This is a genomic window from uncultured Alistipes sp. (assembly GCF_902388705.1).
Classification (GTDB): Bacteria; Bacteroidota; Bacteroidia; order Bacteroidales; family Rikenellaceae; genus Alistipes.
Window position 1 is genome coordinate 77,036 of sequence record NZ_CABMQJ010000007.1, and the last position, 21,702, is coordinate 98,737.

20 protein-coding genes and 1 riboswitch are annotated in these 21,702 nt (G+C 59.0%); of the genes, 10 read left to right on the plus strand and 10 right to left on the minus strand.

Annotated elements, in window-relative coordinates; all coding sequences use genetic code 11:
• The first annotated feature begins 16 nt into the window (after window positions 1-16).
• From ychF to pnuC, 7 genes are all read left to right on the plus strand, one after another.
• Entirely contained in the window at window positions 17-1,117 is a 1,101-nt protein-coding gene (gene ychF, locus QZT71_RS04300; protein WP_295912950.1) for a redox-regulated ATPase YchF, read from the plus strand.
• Window positions 1,118-1,145: 28 nt separating this feature from the next.
• Complete coding sequence (locus tag QZT71_RS04305; RefSeq protein WP_295912955.1) at window positions 1,146-1,874, plus strand: SIMPL domain-containing protein; 729 nt, start codon at window positions 1,146-1,148, stop codon at window positions 1,872-1,874.
• A gap of 8 nt (window positions 1,875-1,882) precedes the next feature.
• Window positions 1,883-2,863, plus strand: coding sequence for a hypothetical protein (locus tag QZT71_RS04310; protein ID WP_295912956.1), 981 nt, complete (start codon window positions 1,883-1,885; stop codon window positions 2,861-2,863).
• A 39-nt stretch (window positions 2,864-2,902) separates the two neighbouring features.
• The gene (gene gltX / locus QZT71_RS04315; RefSeq protein WP_295912999.1) at window positions 2,903-4,438 is read left to right on the plus strand and encodes a glutamate--tRNA ligase; all 1,536 of its coding nucleotides are present in this window, start codon (window positions 2,903-2,905) and stop codon (window positions 4,436-4,438) included.
• On the plus strand, window positions 4,439-5,494 hold the full coding sequence (locus tag QZT71_RS04320) for an aldose epimerase family protein (RefSeq protein WP_295912959.1): 1,056 nt from the start codon (window positions 4,439-4,441) through the stop codon (window positions 5,492-5,494).
• Between the two features lie 68 nt (window positions 5,495-5,562).
• A riboswitch (TPP riboswitch) is annotated at window positions 5,563-5,661 on the plus strand.
• Between the two features lie 36 nt (window positions 5,662-5,697).
• Entirely contained in the window at window positions 5,698-7,980 is a 2,283-nt protein-coding gene (locus tag QZT71_RS04325) for a TonB-dependent receptor (RefSeq protein ID WP_295912961.1), read from the plus strand.
• 4 nt (window positions 7,981-7,984) lie between these two features.
• A complete protein-coding gene (gene pnuC, locus QZT71_RS04330) occupies window positions 7,985-8,557 on the plus strand; it encodes a nicotinamide riboside transporter PnuC (RefSeq protein ID WP_295912963.1) in 573 nt (190 codons plus the stop codon).
• Between the two features lie 62 nt (window positions 8,558-8,619).
• Here pnuC and QZT71_RS04335 read toward each other — a convergent pair whose 3' ends face one another.
• Both QZT71_RS04335 and QZT71_RS04340 read right to left on the minus strand, forming a co-directional pair.
• Entirely contained in the window at window positions 8,620-9,252 is a 633-nt protein-coding gene (locus QZT71_RS04335; protein ID WP_295912965.1) for a DUF1080 domain-containing protein, read from the minus strand.
• A 35-nt stretch (window positions 9,253-9,287) separates the two neighbouring features.
• On the minus strand, window positions 9,288-9,671 hold the full coding sequence (locus QZT71_RS04340; RefSeq protein WP_295912967.1) for an MmcQ/YjbR family DNA-binding protein: 384 nt from the start codon (window positions 9,669-9,671) through the stop codon (window positions 9,288-9,290).
• 166 nt (window positions 9,672-9,837) lie between these two features.
• On the opposite strand from QZT71_RS04340, the gene QZT71_RS04345 reads away from it, so the two are divergent.
• Window positions 9,838-10,413, plus strand: coding sequence for a hypothetical protein (locus tag QZT71_RS04345; protein ID WP_295912970.1), 576 nt, complete (start codon window positions 9,838-9,840; stop codon window positions 10,411-10,413).
• 79 nt (window positions 10,414-10,492) lie between these two features.
• On the opposite strand, the gene QZT71_RS04350 is transcribed toward QZT71_RS04345, so the two are convergent.
• From QZT71_RS04350 to QZT71_RS04375, 6 genes are all read right to left on the minus strand, one after another.
• Window positions 10,493-11,485: a diacylglycerol kinase family protein gene (locus QZT71_RS04350; protein ID WP_295912974.1), complete on the minus strand. Its 993-nt coding sequence runs from the start codon at window positions 11,483-11,485 to the stop codon at window positions 10,493-10,495.
• A gap of 6 nt (window positions 11,486-11,491) precedes the next feature.
• Window positions 11,492-12,955: an aminoacyl-histidine dipeptidase gene (locus QZT71_RS04355; RefSeq protein WP_295912977.1), complete on the minus strand. Its 1,464-nt coding sequence runs from the start codon at window positions 12,953-12,955 to the stop codon at window positions 11,492-11,494.
• A gap of 1 nt (window position 12,956) precedes the next feature.
• Window positions 12,957-13,952, minus strand: a complete 996-nt coding sequence (locus QZT71_RS04360) for a PhoH family protein (RefSeq protein ID WP_295912979.1) — start codon at window positions 13,950-13,952, stop codon at window positions 12,957-12,959.
• 3 nt (window positions 13,953-13,955) lie between these two features.
• A complete protein-coding gene (locus tag QZT71_RS04365) occupies window positions 13,956-14,552 on the minus strand; it encodes a porin family protein (protein ID WP_295912981.1) in 597 nt (198 codons plus the stop codon).
• A 7-nt stretch (window positions 14,553-14,559) separates the two neighbouring features.
• Entirely contained in the window at window positions 14,560-15,711 is a 1,152-nt protein-coding gene (locus QZT71_RS04370) for a sugar MFS transporter (protein WP_295912984.1), read from the minus strand.
• A gap of 89 nt (window positions 15,712-15,800) precedes the next feature.
• On the minus strand, window positions 15,801-16,145 hold the full coding sequence (locus tag QZT71_RS04375) for a hypothetical protein (RefSeq protein WP_295912986.1): 345 nt from the start codon (window positions 16,143-16,145) through the stop codon (window positions 15,801-15,803).
• 12 nt (window positions 16,146-16,157) lie between these two features.
• Here QZT71_RS04375 and QZT71_RS04380 point away from each other — a divergent pair, with 12 nt between their 5' ends.
• Both QZT71_RS04380 and der read left to right on the plus strand, forming a co-directional pair.
• Window positions 16,158-18,221, plus strand: coding sequence for a cation:proton antiporter (locus QZT71_RS04380; RefSeq protein ID WP_295912988.1), 2,064 nt, complete (start codon window positions 16,158-16,160; stop codon window positions 18,219-18,221).
• 231 nt (window positions 18,222-18,452) lie between these two features.
• On the plus strand, window positions 18,453-19,757 hold the full coding sequence (der, locus tag QZT71_RS04385) for a ribosome biogenesis GTPase Der (RefSeq protein WP_295912991.1): 1,305 nt from the start codon (window positions 18,453-18,455) through the stop codon (window positions 19,755-19,757).
• A 103-nt stretch (window positions 19,758-19,860) separates the two neighbouring features.
• Here der and QZT71_RS04390 read toward each other — a convergent pair whose 3' ends face one another.
• Window positions 19,861-20,451 (minus strand): DUF417 family protein, encoded by a 591-nt coding sequence (locus QZT71_RS04390; RefSeq protein WP_295912993.1) that lies wholly within the window; start codon window positions 20,449-20,451, stop codon window positions 19,861-19,863.
• Between the two features lie 85 nt (window positions 20,452-20,536).
• The gene (locus tag QZT71_RS04395) at window positions 20,537-21,370 is read right to left on the minus strand and encodes a helix-turn-helix domain-containing protein (RefSeq protein ID WP_295912995.1); all 834 of its coding nucleotides are present in this window, start codon (window positions 21,368-21,370) and stop codon (window positions 20,537-20,539) included.
• Window positions 21,371-21,702 lie beyond the last annotated feature (332 nt).

Here is a 21,702-nt window from a genome sequence, read left to right on the forward strand (position 1 = left end):
AAAACAATATAATTTAATGGCTTTACAGTGTGGTATCGTGGGTTTGCCGAACGTAGGTAAATCGACCCTTTTCAACTGCCTGTCTAATGCAAAGGCACAGGCGGCGAACTTTCCTTTTTGCACCATCGAGCCCAACGTGGGCGTCATCACGGTTCCCGACCAGCGGCTCGTCAAACTCGCCGAAATCGACAATCCCAAGCGCGTAATCCCCACCACCATCGAGATCGTCGACATCGCCGGGCTGGTGAAAGGCGCCTCCAAGGGCGAGGGACTCGGCAACAAATTCCTCGCGAATATCCGTAACACGCACGCCATCATCCACGTACTGCGCTGCTTCGACAACGGCAACATCACCCATGTCGACGGGTCGATCGACCCCGTACGCGACAAGGGCATCATCGACACCGAACTGCAGCTCAAAGACCTCGAAACCATCGAAAACCGCCTGGGCAAAACCCAGAAGCAGGCGGCCGTAGGCGGCGACAAGAACGCCAAGCGGCAGGTGGAACTGCTGCTGCAATACAAATCCGTGCTCGAGCAGGGCCGCAGCGCCCGCACCGTCGAGCTGGAAAAGGAAGACCGCAAACTGGTCGCCGACCTCAACCTGCTGACCGACAAACCGGTACTCTACGTCTGCAACGTCGATGAGAAAGCAGCCGTGACGGGCAACGCCTATACCGAGGCCGTGAAAGCGGCCATCGCCGACGAGAAAGCCGAAATGCTCGTCATCGCCGCCGCCACGGAGGCCGACATCGCCGAATTGGAGAGCTACGAGGAGCGGCAGATGTTCCTCGAAGATCTCGGGCTCGAAGAGTCGGGCGTCGCCCGCCTGATTAAATCGGCCTACAAATTGCTGAACCTCGAAACGTTCTTCACCACGGGCGCCGACGAGTCGCGTGCATGGACTTACATCCGGGGCATGAAAGCCCCCCAGACGGCCGGAATCATCCACACCGATTTCGAAAAGGGATTCATCCGCGCCGAAGTCATCAAATACGACGACTATGTGACGCTCGGCTCGGAGAAAGCATGCCGCGATGCCGGTAAAATCGGCATTGAGGGCAAGGAATACGTCGTACAGGACGGCGACATCATGCACTTCCTGTTCAACGTCTGACCGAACCATCTTATTAAACCATACGACCATGAAAAGTTCCAAGTACATCGTCATCGCCGTCGCAGCCATCATCTGCGCCGTCATCGTAGGCCGCGCCTACACCTACAAGTACCGTTCGCAGGACACGATCCTCGTAACCGGACTGGGCGAAACGGAATTCACCTCCGACCTGATTGTCTGGAGCGGCACGCTCACCGCCGAAGCCCAGAACGTAGCCGCCGGCTATGCGCAAATCGAGGCGAGCAAGGAAAAGGTACAGAAATACCTGACCGAAAAGGGACTGCCTGCAGAGGCCGTGGTCTTCGAGTTCGTAAACGCCGACAAACAGTTCGCCCCCGTATACAACGCCAACGGCAACTGGGCAGGACAGCGTTTCACGGGATATGAGCTGCGCCAGCGCTTCATCGTCGAGTCGAAAGAGGTGGAGAAAGTGGAAACCATCTCACGCGAGATTTCGTCGCTCATCGCACAGGGCGTGTCGATCGAAGCGTATGCCCCCGACTATTACTACACGAAACTCGACGACGTGAAGATGGGGCTGATCGAAAAAGCCTCGGCCGACGCACGCACGCGGGCCGGAAAAATCGCCGAGAATGCCGGCACGAAAATCGGCAGGGTGGCCTCGGCGCGCATGGGCGTATTCCAAATCACGGGCGCCAACTCCAACGAGGAGTTCGCAGCCGGAGGTTCGTTCAACACCTCGAGCCGCAACAAGAAAGCCCGCATCACGATGCGTATCGAATACCGCATAAAATAACCGGACGGATGCGACTACCGACCCTGATATTGGGTATCGGCCTGCTGGCCGCGGGATGTTCGGGCCCGGGCGGACGCCCTGTCACCGAAGAACTGACGCTCGACGAGATAAACGGCCTGCTGAAAAAAGAGCCGGATTACAACACGACGATTGTCATCGCCGAGTCGTTCCGTGAAAACGCATCGACGCTCGACAAGGCCAAAGCGAACGACCTGACCTACGACCGGCTGAAAAAATTCCTCGACAGCTACTACAATGCCGACGTCCATTACCGGCTCCAGACCGAAGGGGAGGAAAAATGGCTGGCCGCCGGATACGGTGAAACGTTCCGGCAGGCCGAAGGGCTTATCGCCCGATGGCAGCAGTTCCTCGACGAGAACAAACCCGACAGCTATGTGAAGGTAGAGCTTACGGGCATCCTGCCCGCAGAGAGCAGATACGGCACGGCAAGGGTGATGCTCGCCATCACCCCGCTCAAAGGCGCCGTCGACAAGGTGGAAGGTTCGTACGGGCTGTTTCCGCAGAGCCGGAAAATCCGTTTCAGCAGTTTCGGATCATCCAACAATAACTTCAGCCTGCCGGAGGGTCTGCGTACCCCCGTACAGCACCATACCTGGCTGACATACAGCATCTGGGATATTAAGGACGGGGACATCCCCTACAACATGTTCCCGGAGCGTCCGGGGCTTCCGCTCAAGGAGCTGCTCGAAAAATACGCGTTCGACTACACGGTCACGAAACTCGTGAAAGGGGGCAAGGAGATCCGGTTCACCGACATCTACGAACGCATTCCCGCGTCCATCCGCAGCTATTGGGAAGCCGGCGAAAACGAAAGGGAGGAGCGGACGGAATATTATTACACGCAGATTGTGCGGGAACTCGCCGACCCGGAATTCATCCCGCTTTCGGATTTTCTGGCCGGCTACGAACAGGAATACTTCCGCGAACTCGATCCGCTGGCGGCCTGGCTGATGTACGACCGTTACTAAACGAAAGCACAAAAACAAAACAGAAATCGAATAATGACAATGGAAAGACCCGTAAGAGTGCGCTTTGCGCCGAGCCCCACCGGGCCGCTGCATATCGGCGGCGTCCGCACGGCCCTCTACAACTACCTTTTCGCCCGCAAGCACGGCGGTACGATGATCCTCCGCATTGAGGACACCGATTCGCAGCGTTTCGTACCGGGCGCCGAAGACTATATCCTCGAATCGCTCAAATGGTGCGGCATCGAAATCGACGAGGGCGTCGGCGTGGGCGGCCCCCACGCACCCTACCGCCAGAGCGAACGGCGCGAGATTTACCTCAAATACGCCCTGCAGCTCGTCGAGGCGGGATGGGCCTACTACGCATTCGACACGGCCGAAGAGCTGGACGCCCTGCGCAAAGAGGCCGAGGGCCGCGGCGAGGCGTTCGCCTACAACTACGCCGTGCGGGAAAAACTGGCGACCTCGCTGACCCTGCCGGCAGAGGAGGTAAGGGCCCGTATCGAGCGCGGCGACCAGTGGGTAATCCGTTTCAGGATGCCTGAAAACGAAGTCGTCGAAATGAACGACCTGATCCGCGGCCACGTCGAGGTCAATACTTCGACGCTCGACGACAAGGTGCTCTACAAATCGGCCGACGCGCTGCCCACCTACCACCTCGCCAACATCGTCGACGACCACCTGATGGAGGTATCGCACGTCATCCGCGGCGAGGAGTGGCTGCCGTCGCTGCCGCTGCATTACCTGCTGTACCAAGCTTTCGGATGGCAGTCGTCGCAGCCCGCGTTCGCCCACCTGCCGCTGCTGCTCAAACCCACGGGCGGCGGCAAACTCTCGAAGCGCGACGGCGACAAGATGGGCTTCCCCGTCTTCCCGCTCTTCTGGAAATCCCCGACCACGGGCGAGACCGCGCACGGATACCGCGAGGACGGCTACTTCCCCGAAGCGTTCATCAACATGCTGGCGCTGCTGGGCTGGAACCCCGGTACCGAGCAGGAGCTGTTCTCGATGCAGGAGCTGATCGACAACTTTTCGCTGGAGCGCGTTTCCAAGTCGGGCGCACGCTTCCAGCCCGACAAGGCCAAGTGGTTCAACGCCCAGTACATGCACCACAAGAGCGACGCCGAACTGGCTGCGCTCTACCAGCCAATCCTGCGCGGGCACGGCATCGAGGTTTCGGACGAAATCGCAGGCCGCGCCGCCGGCATCATGAAAGAACGCGCCACGTTCATCACCGACCTGTGGGAACTGACCTCATTCTTCTTCGTCGCTCCGACGCAATACGAGGAGAAGCAGACGAAGAAATACTGGAAGGGGCAGAATCCCGCCATCCTGCGCGAAGTGCGCGAAGTGCTGGCCGCAATCGACGATTTCTCGCTCGAAAATACCGAACGGATTGTCCACGGCTGGATTGAAGAGAAAGGCTACGGCATGGGACAGGTGATGAATACGCTGCGCCTGGCGCTCGTCGGCGCCGGCAAGGGCCCCGGCATGTACGACGTCACGTCGTTCATCGGCAAGGAGGAAACCCTGCGCCGCATCGACCATATCCTGGCAACCTTAAAACCCGCAGAATAAATGGTACAGATCGAACAACACGTATGGGGCATGACGCCCGAGGGAGAGGCCATCATCCTCTACACGATGCGCAACGACAAGGGCGCCGAAGTGAAAATCTCGAATTTCGGGGCGGCAATCGTCGCCGCCAGCATGCCCGACCGCGAAGGCCGCATGGCCGACGTGGTGCTCGGTTACAAACATCCGGAGGGCTATTTCTTCGACGGCGCCGCCTCGGGCAAGAGCGTCGGACGCTGCGCGAACCGCATCGCATCCGGCCGTATGACAATCGAAGGCAAGGAGTACTCGCTCGAAGTCAACAACGGCCCCAACCACCTGCACGGAGGCACGAAAAACTTCGCCAACCGCGTCTGGGAAAGCCGCGTGGAAACCAACCGCGTGGTGATGTCGCTCCTCTCGGAGGACGGCGACCAGAACTACCCCGGCGAACTGAACGTGGAGGCCGTATTCGACTTCGACGACGACAATGCGCTCGAAATCACCTACCTCGCCCGGACGGACAAAACCACGGTCGTGAATCTCACCAACCACGTCTATTTCAACCTCGCGGGCGACGGCAGCGGCTCGATACTCGACCACGAACTGCAGCTGAACAGTTCGCAGGCGCTCGAAATGAACGACAAACAAATCCCCACGGGAAAACGGCTCGACGTCGAAGGCACGCCGCAGGATTTCCGCTCGTTCCGTGCGTTCCGCCCCGGCATCGATTCGGAGTTCAACCACATCCGCGACTTCAAGGGTTACGACCACCCGTTCATCGTCGACGGCTGGCAGCCCGGCATCCTGGGCGAAGTAGGCTGCCTGCGCGAGCAGACCTCGGGCCGCTGCGTGCAAGTCCTCTCGTCGCAGCCCAGCGTGATGATCTACACGGGCAACTGGCTTGCAGGAGGATGTCCCGAAACCAAGACGGGCGGCCGTTACAACGACTACGACGGCGTGGCCATCGAGTGCCAGAACTACCCCGACGCCGTGAACCACCCCGATTTCCCGTCGCCGCTGCTCAAACCCGGCAAAACATACTGCCAGAAAATCGTATTCCGGTTCGGAACCTTCTGACAGAGGCATTTACGGAAAAAAGGCGGAAAGTTTTGCAACTTTCCGCCTTTTATTTATACCTTTGCGACGAATTTCATAAGGGGTGCTCGCAGTGCGCGGGCTGAGATTATACCCATTGAACCGGACACGGGTAATGCCGAGACCGGGACGCATAATCAACACTACATACCCCTTTTCAGTTCTTTAACTTTAAAAGTTTAAACATGAAAAGGTTTTTATTACCCATCGCGGTCGTTGCATGCTGCTCCGCCGCAAACACCCGGGCCGAAGCGCATTCCGCAGCCGGGGAAACCATCCGTTCGGAAGAAACCGCCGTCACGGGCGAAGCGCGCCCCGAAGACTCGCTGCGCATGTACCGCCTGCAGGAAATCGAGGTGACGGCCACGCGTGCGAATGCGGCCACACCCGTAGCCTACACCGACCTTTCGCAGACGGAAATCGCCCGCAACAGCTTCGGCCCGGACATCCCGTCCGTACTGGCCCTGACCCCTTCGTTGGTAGCGACCAACGAAACGGGCATCGGCATCGGCGGCACCTCGGTACGCCTCCGCGGCTCGGACGCCACGCGCCTGAACGTCACAATCAACGGCGTTTCGATGAACAACCCCGACTCGCACTCGATGTACTGGTACGACACGCCCGACCTGATTTCGTCCGTGGGTACGATGCAGGTACAGCGCGGCGCAGGCATTTCGACCAACGGCACGGGCGCATTCGGCGGGGCCGTGAACATGGCCACGGCATCGCTCTCGACCGAGTTCGAAGGTGAAGCGTCGCTCTCCTACGGCTCGTACAACACCAACAAGCAGGCCGTGCGTATCTCCTCCGGCCTCATGGGCGGCCACTGGGCCGTGGATGCGCGCCTGACGCACATCGGATCGGACGGCTACATCGACCGCGGCTCGACCGACCTCAAATCCTACATGTTCCAGGGAGCCTATTACAACGGCAACACGATGCTGAAACTGCTTTCGTTCGGCGGCAAGGCCAAGACCTACCTCACCTACAACGGCGTCACGAAAGAGGACATGGAACGCTACGGCCGCCGCTACCACGACAGCGGCCAGTACGCCACCTCGGACGGCCCGTTCGTGCTCGCGGACGGCAAGCACGTCGACTATTACGACGACCAGACGGACAACTACCTGCAAATCAACAACCAGCTGCTCCTCAACCACCGTTTCAACGAACGATGGGCGATGAACGCCACGGCGTTCTACACCTACGGCTACGGCTATTACAAACAGTACAAGGACGACGCATGGCTCGCGGGCTATATCAACCTGGACAGCGACGTCGAACAGGCCGACCTGATTCGTGAAAAGCTCATGCGCAACCACCTCGGCGGCGTAAACGCCTCGGCAGCTTACTCGGTGCGGAACCTCGATTTGACCTTCGGCGGCTCGTGGAGTTACTACTCCTGTCCCCACTGGGGCGAGCTGGACTGGGTGGACGGTCTGCAAAAAAGCGACATCCGGGGACGCTGGTACGACAACGACGTCGACAAGCAGGACGCAAACGTCTTCGTGCGCGCCAACTGGACGGTCGCCCGGGGGTTGCGCCTGTTCGCCGACATGCAATACCGCTATGTGCATTACCAGGCGTGGGGCGTCAACGACAACTACAACTGGGACACCTCCGCGATGCAGCCCATCGACGTCGATAAGAAATACCATTTCTTCAACCCGCGCGCCGGCATCCACTACACGCTCGCCGAGCGCCACAACTTCTACGCATCGTTCGCCGTCGCACAAAAGGAACCGACGCGCAGCGACTTCACCGACCGCTACATGTTTTCCGGCGACGGTTCGTATCCCTCGTCCGAGAAACTGTACGATTACGAACTGGGTTACAACTATTCGTCGCCCCGATTCAGCGCAGGCGTGAACCTCTACTACATGACGTACAAAGACCAGCTCATCGCCACGGGCATGGTCAACGACGGCGACGATGCCCTGAACGTCAATGTGCCCGACAGCTACCGCCGGGGCATCGAACTGACGGCTTCGTGGCGAATCGCCGGGTGGTTCACCGCAAGCGCCAACGCCACGTTCAGCCAAAACAAAATCGAAGACTATGTCGACGGCCTCAAGGACAGCCCCACGTTCGGGCAGAACCTGGGCGACATGACCATCTCCTACTCGCCCGACGCAATTGTGGGGGCGCTGTTCGATTTCCACTACAAAGGGTTCGAGGCGGTATTCCATACACAGTATGTCGGCAGGCAGTATTTCACCAACAACGAAATCGACGCCCTGTCGCTCGACAGTTATTGCGTGACGAACCTGAACCTGGGATACACGCTGCATACGCGGTCGGCCAAAAGCGTCCGTTTCGGGCTCGCCGTCTACAACCTCTTCAACTCGGAATACTGCGGCAACGGATACGGCTACTCCTACATGGACAAGGACAAACGACAGGATGTCGCCCTCTATTTTCCGCAGGCGCCGCTGAACGTGCTAGCCAACGTGACGGTGAAATTCTGAAACGATGGACTGGAAACTCGCACTGCAAATCGCCGGCGTCCTGCTGGGACTGCTCTACCTGTGGCTGGAATACCGGGCCGACATCCGTCTGTGGGTCGTGGGACTCGTCATGCCGCTCGTACACGGTGCACTCTACTACAAGGCCGGGTTATATGCCGACTGCTCCATGCAGCTCTACTACGTGCTGGCAGGGCTTTACGGGTGGCTCGTGTGGCGCAATGCACCGCGCAAAAAGACGGCGGCTGCACAAATCGGGCACACGCCCCTGCGGCAGGCGGCAGGGCTAATCGCCGTCTACGCCGCAGCGCATGCGGGTATCTACCTACTGCTCACCGGGTTCACGAACAGCACTGTACCGTTCTGGGACGCAATGACCACGGCGGCGAGCATCGTGGCGATGTGGATGCTTTCGCGCAAATACGTCGAGCAATGGCTCGTATGGCTGGCCGTCGACCTCATAACGGTGGGACTTTACCTTTACAAAGGCATCCCCCTGACCGCAGGATTGTACGCCCTCTATTCGGCGCTGGCCGTAGCGGGTTATTTCCGCTGGAAAACAAAGATGCGGGAACAATGACACACGACAAGGGCCGTCCTTCGGGGACGGCCCTTTCCTGTAACGCCCGCACACGGAGCCGGCTATTCGACACCGGCAAGGTAGACATTGCGGAACTCGACGGTTCCGCCTTCGCTCTGGAGCGCGATATATCCCGCAGGGTTGGCCCCGGTGCACTCGTTCTGCAGCACACCGTTGATATAGACGGTGATACGGTCGCCCTGGCACACGATTTCGGCTTCGTTCCACTCGCCTGCGGCCTTTTCGCAGCCGGCATCGTCGTAACGCGCCTTTATCGGAAATTTCCCCACGGGCTCCACCTCGGCAATCCGTGCACCCCCGAGCATCACGAGATCCCCGGCACGCCCGGCCATCAGCTGGCATTCAATCGCATCGGGCCAGACCTTGTCCCCCTCCTGCACACGCTGGAAAATACCGCTGTTCGTAGCGTCTCCTATCCACCGCCATTCGACGTGAAGCCTGTAATCGCCGTATTGCCGGGCGGTGCGCATGTAACCGAACGGAGTGCCCGTTATGCGGATATTACCGTCCAGGACGCTGAAAACCCCTTCGGCGGGGGCATCGCTTTCGCCGTCCGTGACGCACACCCACCCGGTGAGATCCCTGCCATTGAAAAGTTCCGTCCGTGCGCCGCTGCCGCACGAAACCAACGCCAGCGCCGCAACCAGCGCCGCAAAAAGAAACCGGATATTCATATTCTAATGTTTTGTAATTGGATTTTCCGTGCGGACTATTCGGGCAGTCCGTGCTCCCCGACATAGGCGAGAATCTCCTCGCGCAGCGATTTGGGAGAAACGTTCTGCCGCAGTACGAGCATATAGGAGTTGCGTATCTGTTCGCGGATAAAGGTGTCGGGCAGATCGCCCGTCGTGCGGATACCGTTCCAGTGCCGCTTGTTGAAATGCGACGCCGTGCCGACTTCGTCGTAGCGCTCACGGAGGAGCTGCGCTTCGTCGGGATCGCATTTCACGGCGACCCAGTCGAAATCGACCATATCGGCGCAGGCATACATCTTACCGCCGATCTTATATACGAGCGTCGTTTCGTCAAAAGGCGTCGTTTCTTCCGTCAGGGGCAGCGACAGGCAGTAGTCACGAAATGTCAATACATCCATAGTCGGTTGGTTTTGTGTAAAGCTAATGCATGCCGGGTACATAGACAAATTTATCAGGTGTGCCGCGGCGCCCCGATACCATCGGGACTTCATTTCCCGCAAAGATATGAATTTTTGGCACACGGATTGCGTCCCACCGGTAAGTAAAACCAAAATCAAGGAAACAATGAAAAAAATTCTCCTCTGTGTATCCCTGCTGTCCATGTTTGCGGCAGGCTTCATCGGCTGTTCGCAGAGCCGGCAATGGAATCACGAACAGCGCAAAGCCATGCGCGAAGCCCTGCGCAGCTACCGCCAGATGGTTTACCTCGACGACCTGACCGACGCCGAGTTCGTGATCTTCACCGACCAAGTGGCCGGGGAACTGGAAGGCAACTACCCGGTCTACACGACTTTCGTCGAGATGCCGGGCGTGACCGACACGGTCGACATGGTAGTCGTGACGACCATCGTGGACGAACTGAACGCAGATGCACGCAACATGCGGCACATTTTCCCCTATAATTACCTGGTGGCCCAGGGAGTGCTCCCGGCAGGCCTCGACCATGAGCAGCAGAAGGCGTTCTACAACTGCTTCGCAGGCAAGGTCAACGCTACCTACAACACGATGTCGCAGTTCTTCAACGCCATACTGGCCGACACGACCGACATGTCGCAGCTGCGCCAGCTGGAGGGCCAGTGCGCCAACGACCTGTTCGACTGGGTGATCACCGAAGTCGACGTCATCGAAAGCGTCAACTGACAGAACATCCCGACAATAAAACAAGCAGGCCTCATAGAGGCCTGCTTGTTTTATAACCAGACGTATCCCGTCCCGCACCCTAATTCGCCTTCGGCGCCGGACATGCGCAGTTTTCCGGTTGACGGTCGTAGAAATCCCGGGCCACGACAATCCGAATCGCGCGGTGGAGAATCGAAAATTCGAGCGGCGTTTCCCCCAGCAACTCCCCGTCGACCTCGACCGACACCTCGGGCGAGGATTCGATGCGGATATGGCTGCCACGCTCCTGCAGGATATGCCGGATACGGTAAATCCCGCCGTTGAACAGGTAGTGGAACCGGAACAGCAGATGCCAGAAATGCACCGGACGAATCAGCGACAGGTCGAGCATGCCGTCGTCGGCCACGGCTTCGGGCAGCTGCTGCACGCCGCCGCCGTTGTACTTGCAGATGCCGATGGCGATGCTCAACAACAGGTTGTTGTAGACCAGTCTGTCGTCGACCCACACCTTGACGCCCGTTGATTTATATCGGAAAAAATTCTTTACGATGCACCACGTATAGAGCCAGCGGCCCTTGCGGCCTTTCTTCTTGAGGTGCGAGAGTTTGCGCACCACATGCGCGTCGAAACCCGCGCCCGCGACGTTGGCCATATACCGGCACTGGCGGTAGTGCGACTCCTCGTAGGACACCACGCCGACATCCTGCAAAAACGAATACCCTTCGCGGATCGCCCGCACGGCGTCCTGGTAACGACTCGAAATACCGAACGTTCGCACCCAGTCGTTACCCGTACCGACGGCAATCACGGCCAGCAGCACGTCGTCGGGACGCACCTCCTGCTGGATGAACAGGCCGTTGACCACTTCGTGCAACGTGCCGTCGCCGCCCACGACGATGATATGCCGATACCCCTCCTTGACGGCCGACACGGTAAGTTCCGTAGCGTGGAACTTGTGTTCCGTAAAGACCGGCTCGCAGAGTATCTGCTCGTCGCGCAGGTAACGCGAAATCTGCGGAAAATGGTCCAGCCCGCGGCCGCGACCGGCCACGGGATTGACAATGACGAACCATTTGACCTTACCGGCTTCCAAGATGCGTTACTTTTTGGGAATATTGCGCAGCGTGTCGACCATGAATTCGTAGAACTTGCCGACCGAAGCTATCTCGACTTTCTCGTCGGGCGAGTGGGGATAGCAGATTGTCGGGCCGAACGAAATCATGTCCATTTTGGGATATTTGCTGCCGATGATACCGCATTCCAGCCCCGCATGGATTGCCGTCACCGCGGGCTGCCTGCCGTACAGGGCCTTGTACGACGCAGTCATGGCTTTCAGAATCGGCGACTCCATATCGGGGTTCCAGCCGTCGTAGCTGCCCGTTAACTGCACTTTGGCGCCGGCCAGCGTGAACACGGCCGCAATCGCCTCGCCCAGCGCCTCTTTCTCGGTATTGACCGAACTGCGCAGCAGGCACTGCAATTTAACCGTCCTGCCGTCGGAAACCACGCGCGCGAGGTTGGTCGAGGTCTGCACCAGTCCGGGCATCGACATCGACATTTTCTGCACGCCGTCGGGACAGCCGACCACGGCTTTGGTCAGGTTGGCGGCCACTTCGCGTGCGATTATCTCTTTCGGGGCGTCGCACGCTTTCATTTTGACGGACACGGCGTCTTCGATGCCGGCATATTCGGCCTTGATGACTTTCTCGTAAGCTTTCAACTCCTTGGCGAAAGCTTCGAACTCTTTTGTTTTCACCATCACCACGGCCTCGGCCTCGCGGGGAATAGCGTTGCGCAGGCCCCCGCCGTCCACCGAGCACAGCAGCACGTCGCGCGACGCCGATGCGGCGTTCAGGAAACGGAACAGCACCTTGTTGGCATTGGCGCGCTGGCAACCGATCTGGATGCCCGAATGGCCTCCCTTGAGCCCTTTGACAGTGATTTTCGCCGCCGTATAGTTGCGCGCAGGCGTCGGCTCGGCCGCATATTTAAAGGTGACGTTGGCGTCGAGCCCCCCGGCACACCCCACATACAGTTCACCTTCGGTTTCCGAGTCGAGGTTCAGCAGGATGTCGCCGTGCAGCAATCCTTTTTTCAGGCCGAAAGCGCCGTCCATGCCCGTTTCCTCGGTGGCGGTAAAAAGTGCCTCCAGGGGGCCGTGCACCAGCGTATCGTCCTCCAGCACGGCAAGAATCGCCGCAGCGCCGATACCGTTGTCGGCCCCGAGCGTCGTACCGTCGGCCGTCACCCATTCGCCGTCGATGTAGGCGTCGATGGGGTCTTTGGTGAAGTCGAACGTCTTGTCGTTGTTCTTCTGGGGCACCATGTCGAGGTGGGCCTGCAGGACGACGCCCTTGCGATCCTCCATGCCTTTCGAAGCGGGCTTACGGACATAGACGTTATGCGCGGCGTCCTCCTTGCACTCCAGGCCTTTCGTCCGGGCGAAATCCATGACGTATTTGCGGATCTTCTCCTCGTGCGACGAGGGGCGCGGAATGCGGACGATCTCCGCGAAATGTTTCCATACGAGCGCCGGCTTGAGCGCAGACAGATTCTTATCCATATTATTCGGTTTTTAGGTTTGTTTGTTCGTTTTCTACGGCAGGATTGTCCCCGGCCCGCTTGTCGAACGCGTCGACGATGTATTTCACCAGCGGGTGGCGCACGATGTCGCGTTTGTCGAACTCGACGACACCGATGCCCGGGACACCGCGCAATATCTCCATCGTGCGCACCAGTCCGCTGTCGCTTTTCTTCGGCAGGTCGATTTGCGTCACGTCGCCCGTGACGATGAATTTGGCATTGCGGCCCATACGCGTGAGGAACATCTTGATCTGCGACAGGGTCGTATTCTGCGCCTCGTCCAGAATGACGAACGCATTGTCGAGCGTGCGGCCGCGCATGTAGGCCAGCGGCGCAATCTGCACTGTACCCTCTTCGAGGTATTTCACCAGCTTGGCGGGCGGAATCATGTCGTTCAACGCATCGTAAAGGGGCTGCAGGTAGGGGTCGAGCTTCTCCTTCATATCGCCCGGCAGGAACCCGAGCTTCTCGCCCGCCTCGACCGCCGGCCGCGTGAGGATGATACGCCGCACATGCCGTTCCTTGAGGGCCCGGACTGCCAGCGCAATGGCCGTATAGGTCTTGCCCGATCCGGCAGGCCCCACGGCGAACAGCAGGTCGTTGCGGTCGTAGAGTTTCACCAGTTTTTGCTGGTTCACCGTGCGTGCGCGGATGATATTGCCGTTGTTGCCGTAAACGATGACATCCTTGTCGACAGGCACGTCCTGATCGGCAATGCCGCCCGCGAACGCCTGGTCGACGACTTCGGTCGAGATGTGTCCGTATTTGAGGTAATAGGCCACCAGTCCCTCCATGCGCTTGTCGAAGCGCTGGGTTTCGGCCTCGGAGCCCAGTACTTTGAGCGACGAACCCCGGGCGACGATTTTCAGGCGGGGGTGCAGCGATTTAATCTGGTCGAGGTAGACATTCTGGGGGCCGTAAAGCTCCCGGGGATCGACACCCTCGATGATAATCTCTTTTCCGACAGCTTCCGTCATAGGCTAAAACAGGTAACCGAGGCTCAATGCGACGTTATACGAACGGAGCTTGTCGAGTTTGCTGCCGTCGGGCAGCACCACGTCCTTTTTCCCCTTGAACTGGCCGTTGTAGCGCAAATCGATGAGCATGTGCCCCAGCAGCTTGACCCCGGCGCCCGCCGTGAACGACATGGTGGGGCGCACGCGCCCGAAATCGAGCAGGTCGCCGCCCGACTTCTGCTTGCAGTCGTTCATCACCGTGAAGACCGGGCCTACATAGAAGCGGAACGGACGCAGCAGGCGCAGCGACAACAATACCGGAACGTCGATCGAATTCGACTTGAGGTTAATCTCCTTGCCGCCCTCGGGACGGATGCGAAGTCCCTGACGCACGTAGAGTATCTGCGGCTCGACGGCAAAGGCGCCCAGATTGACAGCCGTGACGATACCGGCCTGCCAGCCCAGTTTATTCTTGACGTCGGTTTTCGACATGTTCGTCGTATAATCGGGGACGTTGATACCTCCTATCACGCCCCATTCGATTCGGGTTCGGGGACGCTGTGCGGCGACCGGCAATGCGCAGGCGGCCAACAGCAGGGTCAATACAACTTTGCGAATCATCAGCAATTTATTTTTTGGTTTTCAAATTAAAACTTGCCCAGAGCATATATCCTACGCACAGGGCGACGAACAACATCCCCAGGTGGGCATTCCCCGTCCAACGGATGATTGCTCCGCACACCGGGCCCGAAACGGCCCCGGCGGCAATGGCCAGAATCATCAGTCCCGCCACCTCGTTGGCCGACTCCGGAACGGCCTTGGTCGCCACGGCATAGAACGTCGCGAATACGCAGGCCAGGGCGAACCCCATCAGGCCGACGGCGGTATAAATGGCGGCCTCGTGGCGCACGAAAAGCAGCACGGCGCAGAGCGCCAGCGCCCCCGCCATGTTCCAGCGCAGGTATTTCACATCCGAGAACCGCACCAACACCCACGCGCCCACCAGCGTACCGACGATACGGCAGGCATAGAAACCCGTGGTGGTGAGAATCGAATCGGGATTGTCGATCAGCCGCACCGAAAGGAAGCCGATGCCCACATCGCCCGCGATAAAACAGGCCACACCGAGCGTACAGAGCAATACGGTTTTATTTTTCAGCAAACGGAAACAGTCCGACATGCCGGCCGCACGCCCGTTTCGCACCGGCTCGGCGACCGTCGTAGCCTGGAGCCAGACGCCCCCCAGCACGGTAAGTCCCGCATAAATCGGCAGCAACAGGCGCCACGACCCCGTAAGCGCCACCAGCCCCGTGACGATGGGCGCCAGCAGCAACAGCGACGTGTTGCGGAAAATCTGCCCCACGGTCAGGTAACTGGTCATCCGTTCGCCCGGCACGATGGTAGCCAGCAGGGGGTTGATCGCCACCTGGATGGCCGTATTGCCGATGCCGAGCAGCCCGAAGCCCGCAAAGTACCACCCGAGGGCACAGCCCTCGCCCGCGGCGTAGGGCACCAGCAGCCCGGCAATGGTAAAGGCATAGCCGATGATCGCCGTAGCCTTGCGGCCGATGCGGTTCATCAGCGCCGCGAACGGGGTCGACAACACGAGGAACCACAGGAACACCATCGTGGGCAGGAAGCTCACGGCCGCCTGCTGCGATTCGGGAAATTCCGTGGCGATGCGGCCCGTGATGGGGGCCACGATGTCACAGAAGCCCATGATAAAGAAGCCCATAAGCACGGGCCACAGTATGCGTTTGTCCACTTTTTCGACACTCATCGGCGGCGAATTTTCAAATCTACCATTTTTCAAAGTTACGTTTTTTTCTGCAAAAACCTTATTTCAGGCCTCTAATATTTCACAATTCTTTACCCTGGCGGCCCGATATCAGCATCCCGACGAACAAAAAACGTGCGAGATATACAGCCTCGCCGGAACCGGTCAGAGCCGCAATCGCCGCCGCCGAACTTTCCGGCTAACAGGAGAATCCGTTTCCCGAAATCGCCGTGCCGGCCGCCGGCATAAGGGTTATCGACAAACAGGCAGGGCATATCGGCCGCAGGCAGGCCGTATGAAACGGCGCCCGCCGCCGCATTCGGCTGGCCGGCGCACGAAAAACCGGCCGCAGTATCGGCAGATTGGTTCGCCGCGGGGCAAAACGCGGCAGGCGTTTGGATTTTACCGCGGATTTTATTATATTTGTATGAATACATCAATCCGACCGTATGTTCCTATTCGCGCATATAGACCCCATAACGCTGCCGCTCGAGGATCCGATTCTGAAATTCCTGCTGATTCTGGTCATCATCCTCGCGGCACCGCTGCTATTGAACAAACTGAAAATCCCCTATTTGCTGGGGCTCATCATCGCAGGTGCGGTGATCGGCCCCCACGGCCTGAACCTCGTGCTGCGCGACAGCAGCATCATCCTCTCGGGAACGGCCGGCCTGCTCTATATCATGTTCCTCTCGGGATTAGACATGGACATGTCCGACTTCAAGAAAAACAGCTGGCGAAGCCTCGTCTTCGGACTTTACACATTCTGCGTCCCGCTCACGCTCGGCATCCTGGCCGGCTATTACGTCCTGGGATTTCCGATTTACTCCTCCATACTGCTCGCCGGGCTTTTCGCCTCGCAAACCCTCATCGCCTACCCCATCGTCAGTAAACTCGGCATCGCACGCGACAAGGCCGTAACGATCGCCGTGGGCGGCACGGTCATCACCGACACGCTGGCACTGCTGCTGCTGACCGTCATCGTGGGCATGGCGACGGGCAATGTCGACGAAACGTTCTGGTGGCGCCTGAGTGCCTCGGTGCTCCTCTCGATCGGCATCATCCTGTTCCTCTTTCCCCTGCTCGCACACTGGTTCTTCAAACAGTGCAGCGACAGCGTATCGCAGTATATCTTCGTGCTGGTCATGGTTTTCCTCGGGGCCTACCTCGCCCACCTGGCGGGACTGGAGCCGATTATCGGCGCATTCCTCTCGGGACTGGCGCTCAACCGGCAGATTCCCCGCACCTCGCCCCTGATGAACCGGATCGAGTTCGTCGGCAATGCCATATTCATTCCGTTTTTCCTGATCGGCGTGGGCATGCTCATCGACTACCGGGCGTTCTTCCGCGACTGGGAAAGCATCGAGGTGGCGCTGATTATGATTGTCCTGATTACGGCCGCAAAATTCCTGGCGGCCTGGTTTACCCAGAAAACGTTCCGCCTCTCGCCCGACCAGCGCACGGTAATCTTCGGCTTGAGCAGCGCCCACGTCGCGGCGACGCTCGCAGCCGTCATGGTCGGCTATAACGTCATTCTCGGCCATACGCCCGACGGCGAGCCGATACGCCTGTTGAGCGAAAGCGTCCTCAACGGCACCATCCTGATGATACTCGCCACCTGCACCGTTTCGACGTTCGCCACGCAGCGGGGCGCCCACAACATCGCCATGCGCAATGCGCTGGACGACGACAAGGAGCCGCAGCAAGAAGACCACATCCTGATTCCGCTGGCCAACGAGCAGACCGCCTACGAGCTGGTCTGCATGAGTATGACGCTCAAAAAAGCCAAGGAGCGCAACGGGCTCTATGCGCTGAACGCCATCGACAACAAGGTCGAAGACCCCAACCTCGAAAAACAGGGCCGCAAGCTGCTCGACACGGCGGCGCAGGCAGCGGCATCGGCCGACAACTACCTGCAGCAGCTTCTGCGCTACGATGTGAACATCGCCAACGCCATCGTCAGCGTGGTCAAGGAGCGCAACATCACCGACATCGTGATGGGCATGCACCACGACCGCACGCCGGGCGGCTCGGGCATCGGTCGTCTGGCGGCCGACGTGCTGGGATACAGCAACGCGACGACCTTCTTCTACCATCCCGAACAACCGCTGACAACCGTCAAGCGCCACCTGGTCGTCGTACCCGAAAAGGCGGAAAAGGAAGCCGGGTTCCAGATGTGGCTGAAGAAACTGCGCAACATCGCCGACAACTCGGGTGCGAAAATCGTTTTCTACGCTCCCGAAAATACGATGCAATACCTGCGGCCCGCACGCGGCAGGCGCTCGGCAAAAGCCGATTACGTGGTTTCCGACTGCTGGAACGACCTGACGGCGCTGACCTACGAAACCAAACGCGACGACTGCCTGTGGATCGTGATGAGCCGCCGCGAGCGCATCTCCTACCACCCCGCCATGAGCAAGGTGCCGGGATACATGGAGCAGTTCTTCCCGGGCCACAGTTTCGTGCTGGTCTATCCCGTACAGGCGGGCGATACGGAGAGCCGCTACCTGTAAGCCGGCCCGGAACGGGAAGGAACAGGAAGGAGCGGCGGCGGTTCCGGGCCGCGGACTTGTCTGTTCCACGAAAAATATACGCACGCCGGAAAATTCCGCGCAGGTCGGGGGTTTATGCCCTGCCAGCATGATTTCAACGCCGAATCGGACAGTCTGCGCCCGGGCAATCCCCAAATAAATTTGGCATTCCCCCCGGCTTGCACTATCTTTGCACCATAAAAAGGAAAGCGTATGAGTCTTGTAGCAATCGTGGGCCGTCCGAATGTCGGCAAAAGCACCCTCTTCAACCGCCTGGTGGGCCAGCGCAAAGCCATCGTCGATGCGACGGCAGGCACCACCCGCGACCGCCATTACGGCAAGACCGACTGGAACGGACGGGAATTTTCCGTCATCGACACAGGCGGCTATACCGTCAATTCGGAGGACATCTTCGAGGATGAAATCCGCCGCCAAGTGCTTCTGGCCATCGACGAGGCCGACGTGATCCTGTTCCTGGTGGAGGTAAAAACCGGCATCACCGACCTCGACATGCTGATGGCCGACATCCTGCGCCGCACGTCGAAAAAGGTGATTCTCGTCTGCAACAAAGTCGACAACAACGATCAGATATACTCTTCGCACGAGTTCTACGCCCTCGGACTGGGCGACCCCTACTGCATCAGCTCGATGAGCGGCAGCGGCACGGGCGACCTGATGGACTCCATCCTCGCGGCACTCCCTTCCGAAACCGCAGCCGAAGAGGACGAAGACCTGCCCCACATCACCATCGTCGGCCGTCCGAACGTCGGCAAATCGTCGATGACCAACGCCCTGCTGGGCGAGGAACGCAACATCGTGACCTCGATTGCCGGCACCACCCGCGATTCGATTCACACCCGCTACAACAAGTTCGGCATGGACTTCTACCTCGTGGATACGGCGGGCATGCGCAAGAAAGGCAAGGCGATGGAAGACCTCGAATTCTACTCGGTAATGCGCTCGATCCGCGCCATCGAAAACTCGGACGTCTGCATCCTGATGCTCGACGCGCAGCAGGGCCTCGAATCGCAGGACCTCAACATCCACAACCTGATTGTCCGCAACCGCAAGGGCTGCGTAATCGTGGTCAACAAGTGGGATTTGGTCGAAAAGGACAACAACACGATGAAGGAGTGGACGGAATTCCTGAAGAAAAAACTCGCGCCGTTCAACGACATTCCGATTATCTTTACGTCGGTATTGAGCAAACAGCGCATCTTCGACGTGCTCCAGACCGCAATCCGCGTTTACCAGTCGCGCAAGCGCCGCATCTCGACTTCGGAGCTCAACGATTTCCTGCTGCCGCTAATCGAGAACTATCCGCCGCCCGCAACCAAAGGCAAGTACATCAAAATCAAGTATGTGACCCAGCTGCCGACACCGACGCCGCAGTTCGCGTTCTTCGTCAACCTGCCGCAGTACATCAAGGAACCGTACCGCCGTTTCCTCGAAAACAACATCCGCGACCACTGGGATTTCTCCGGCGTGCCGATGCAAATCTATTTCCGCCAGAAGTAAAGCGACGGACTCCCGGCTGTCGACAGCGCACAGCCCCGAGAAATGCGGCACGGGAAACAATTGAAAAAGGACATCTTCCGATGTCCTTTTTCAATTCACTTCGCTACGCTTTACGCCGTGCCAGCAGTTTCTGCGCCGTATCGGAAAGCAGCACCACGGCCCCGGCGAGAATCACCGTATCCTTTATCACCAGCCGCCCCGCCCCGGACAGCAGCGGAAACCCGTACTCCCCGCTGCCCAAATCCGGCACCCAGACTTCGGGCGTGGTCACGAGGAACGACAGCGTGCCGAGCGTCATGACAATAGCCAGCACTTCGCCGGCCAGTCCTACGTGCGCAGAGAAGAAGCCGAGGAAGGTCAGGATGCCGATACCCATAATCAGCAATCCCAGGCCGTGCGAGAATCCGTAGGTGTTGTTTTTCTCATGCCACGCGTGCTTGGCGGCATCGAACTCGCCCTCCTTGAGTTTGTAATCCTTATACTCGGACGCTTCCCCGTTGTAGAAGAAGCTCATGAAGGGACTGTTGGCCACGAAAGGCACGATGCCCTCGGCCTCGTAGTTCCAGAATTTAAGTCCGCCTATCCAGACGAAGACAACAAGGATGGCCACGCGAATCATCCCGAGGCCGAGTCGCTGCGTGCGTGCCGCGATTTTCAGGAAGCCGTAAAACAGGCCGGAAAGTTTTTGCATCATATCGTTTATACGTTAAGTTCGATGATGCAAAGGTCGGGATTCCGGACCGGGCAGGCGATGGCAGGAGTGCCGGAAAAGATGGATATTATTCCCGTTTTTCGCGCTGGCGGAACTCCGTGATGCTCTCGCCGTTCATTTTCGCAAAAAACCGGCTGAAAGCTGCCGCATCCTCGTACCCCAGCAGGTAGGCAATCTCCTTGGCGCTTCTGGCCGTGTAAAGCAGCAGGCGCCGCGCCTCGGCGTTGACCCGGTCGTGGATGATGCTCAAAGGCGAGGGCTGTCCGCAGGATGCGAACAGGTTGGCGAGCGTCTTGGGGGAGCGGTGCAGCAGCTCGGCATACTCCTGCACCCGTTTCTTCGTGCGGAAATGCGCATCGACCAGCACATAATAACGGCGCACGGTATCGAAAAGCTTTTCGCGGTCGGCGCCGATGGAGAAACGCTCGCGCGCAATGCGCGTACATATTATGATAAACCGCTTGAGCTGCATGCGCAGCATCTCCTCGCGCAGGCCGTCGGCCACCTCGTACTCCGCCAGCAGCTCGTCGACCACCCGCTGCAAAGCGGCGGTGCGGGCTTCGGACAACGCGAGCCGCAGTACTCCGGAGGTGCCGTTGAAAAGCAGGCCGTTGCACGAAACTTCGCCGTCGTGGCCGAAAATGCAGTAAAAATTACTGTCGAAAGCCAGCATGAGGTATTCGCCGTCGACCGCGGTGACTTCGAGGCTGTGGAGCGGCGTCAGGGGGACGAGCTCCCCCGCCTGCAATTCGAGCGGAATATGGTCGACTTCGAGCGACAGCCGGCCCTGCCGCACCCAGACAAACTTGTAGAGGTTGGGGCGGCGCAGCAACTGTGCGTCGCGGTAATCGCCGCACAGGACGAGGTTGCCTTTCAAAGGCGTGCTGAACGTCAAATCCATCGCAGAATCGTTTAGGTCGGGAATAATCGCAAGCGGTATTCCAAAGATAGCGACCAAAAACGAAACGCCCGCATATTTACCCGGAAAAAATCGCATGCGGCGTTTGCAGCCATCCCGCACGCCCCGTGTGGGATAAGCGGAAATAGCGGCACAACAGCCCGGCGCGACCCGAGGTGCGGGGATTCCGGAGTGCAAAAGCAGGAGGGTCGGTCTTACGAAAGACCGGCCCTCCCCGTTTCATAGCTGCAGCACGCTCCGCGGCAATTGCGAATACGTCCGCCGAAAATCCGCGACGCTCCTAATCCTGCTGCGGCGCGGCGCCCCCGCTTGGC

Coding starts and splice junctions, on each gene's coding strand:
- ychF (WP_295912950.1), top strand. CDS start 17: ATGGCTTTACAGTGTGGTATCGTGGGTTTGCCGAACGTAGGTAAATCG.
- QZT71_RS04305 (WP_295912955.1), top strand. CDS start 1,146: ATGAAAAGTTCCAAGTACATCGTCATCGCCGTCGCAGCCATCATCTGC.
- QZT71_RS04310 (WP_295912956.1), top strand. CDS start 1,883: ATGCGACTACCGACCCTGATATTGGGTATCGGCCTGCTGGCCGCGGGA.
- gltX (WP_295912999.1), top strand. CDS start 2,903: ATGGAAAGACCCGTAAGAGTGCGCTTTGCGCCGAGCCCCACCGGGCCG.
- QZT71_RS04320 (WP_295912959.1), top strand. CDS start 4,439: ATGGTACAGATCGAACAACACGTATGGGGCATGACGCCCGAGGGAGAG.
- QZT71_RS04325 (WP_295912961.1), top strand. CDS start 5,698: ATGAAAAGGTTTTTATTACCCATCGCGGTCGTTGCATGCTGCTCCGCC.
- pnuC (WP_295912963.1), top strand. CDS start 7,985: ATGGACTGGAAACTCGCACTGCAAATCGCCGGCGTCCTGCTGGGACTG.
- QZT71_RS04335 (WP_295912965.1), bottom strand. CDS start 9,252: ATGAATATCCGGTTTCTTTTTGCGGCGCTGGTTGCGGCGCTGGCGTTG.
- QZT71_RS04340 (WP_295912967.1), bottom strand. CDS start 9,671: ATGGATGTATTGACATTTCGTGACTACTGCCTGTCGCTGCCCCTGACG.
- QZT71_RS04345 (WP_295912970.1), top strand. CDS start 9,838: ATGAAAAAAATTCTCCTCTGTGTATCCCTGCTGTCCATGTTTGCGGCA.
- QZT71_RS04355 (WP_295912977.1), bottom strand. CDS start 12,955: ATGGATAAGAATCTGTCTGCGCTCAAGCCGGCGCTCGTATGGAAACAT.
- QZT71_RS04360 (WP_295912979.1), bottom strand. CDS start 13,952: ATGACGGAAGCTGTCGGAAAAGAGATTATCATCGAGGGTGTCGATCCC.
- QZT71_RS04365 (WP_295912981.1), bottom strand. CDS start 14,552: ATGATTCGCAAAGTTGTATTGACCCTGCTGTTGGCCGCCTGCGCATTG.
- QZT71_RS04370 (WP_295912984.1), bottom strand. CDS start 15,711: ATGAGTGTCGAAAAAGTGGACAAACGCATACTGTGGCCCGTGCTTATG.
- QZT71_RS04375 (WP_295912986.1), bottom strand. CDS start 16,145: ATGTATTCATACAAATATAATAAAATCCGCGGTAAAATCCAAACGCCT.
- QZT71_RS04380 (WP_295912988.1), top strand. CDS start 16,158: ATGTTCCTATTCGCGCATATAGACCCCATAACGCTGCCGCTCGAGGAT.
- der (WP_295912991.1), top strand. CDS start 18,453: ATGAGTCTTGTAGCAATCGTGGGCCGTCCGAATGTCGGCAAAAGCACC.
- QZT71_RS04390 (WP_295912993.1), bottom strand. CDS start 20,451: ATGATGCAAAAACTTTCCGGCCTGTTTTACGGCTTCCTGAAAATCGCG.
- QZT71_RS04395 (WP_295912995.1), bottom strand. CDS start 21,370: ATGGATTTGACGTTCAGCACGCCTTTGAAAGGCAACCTCGTCCTGTGC.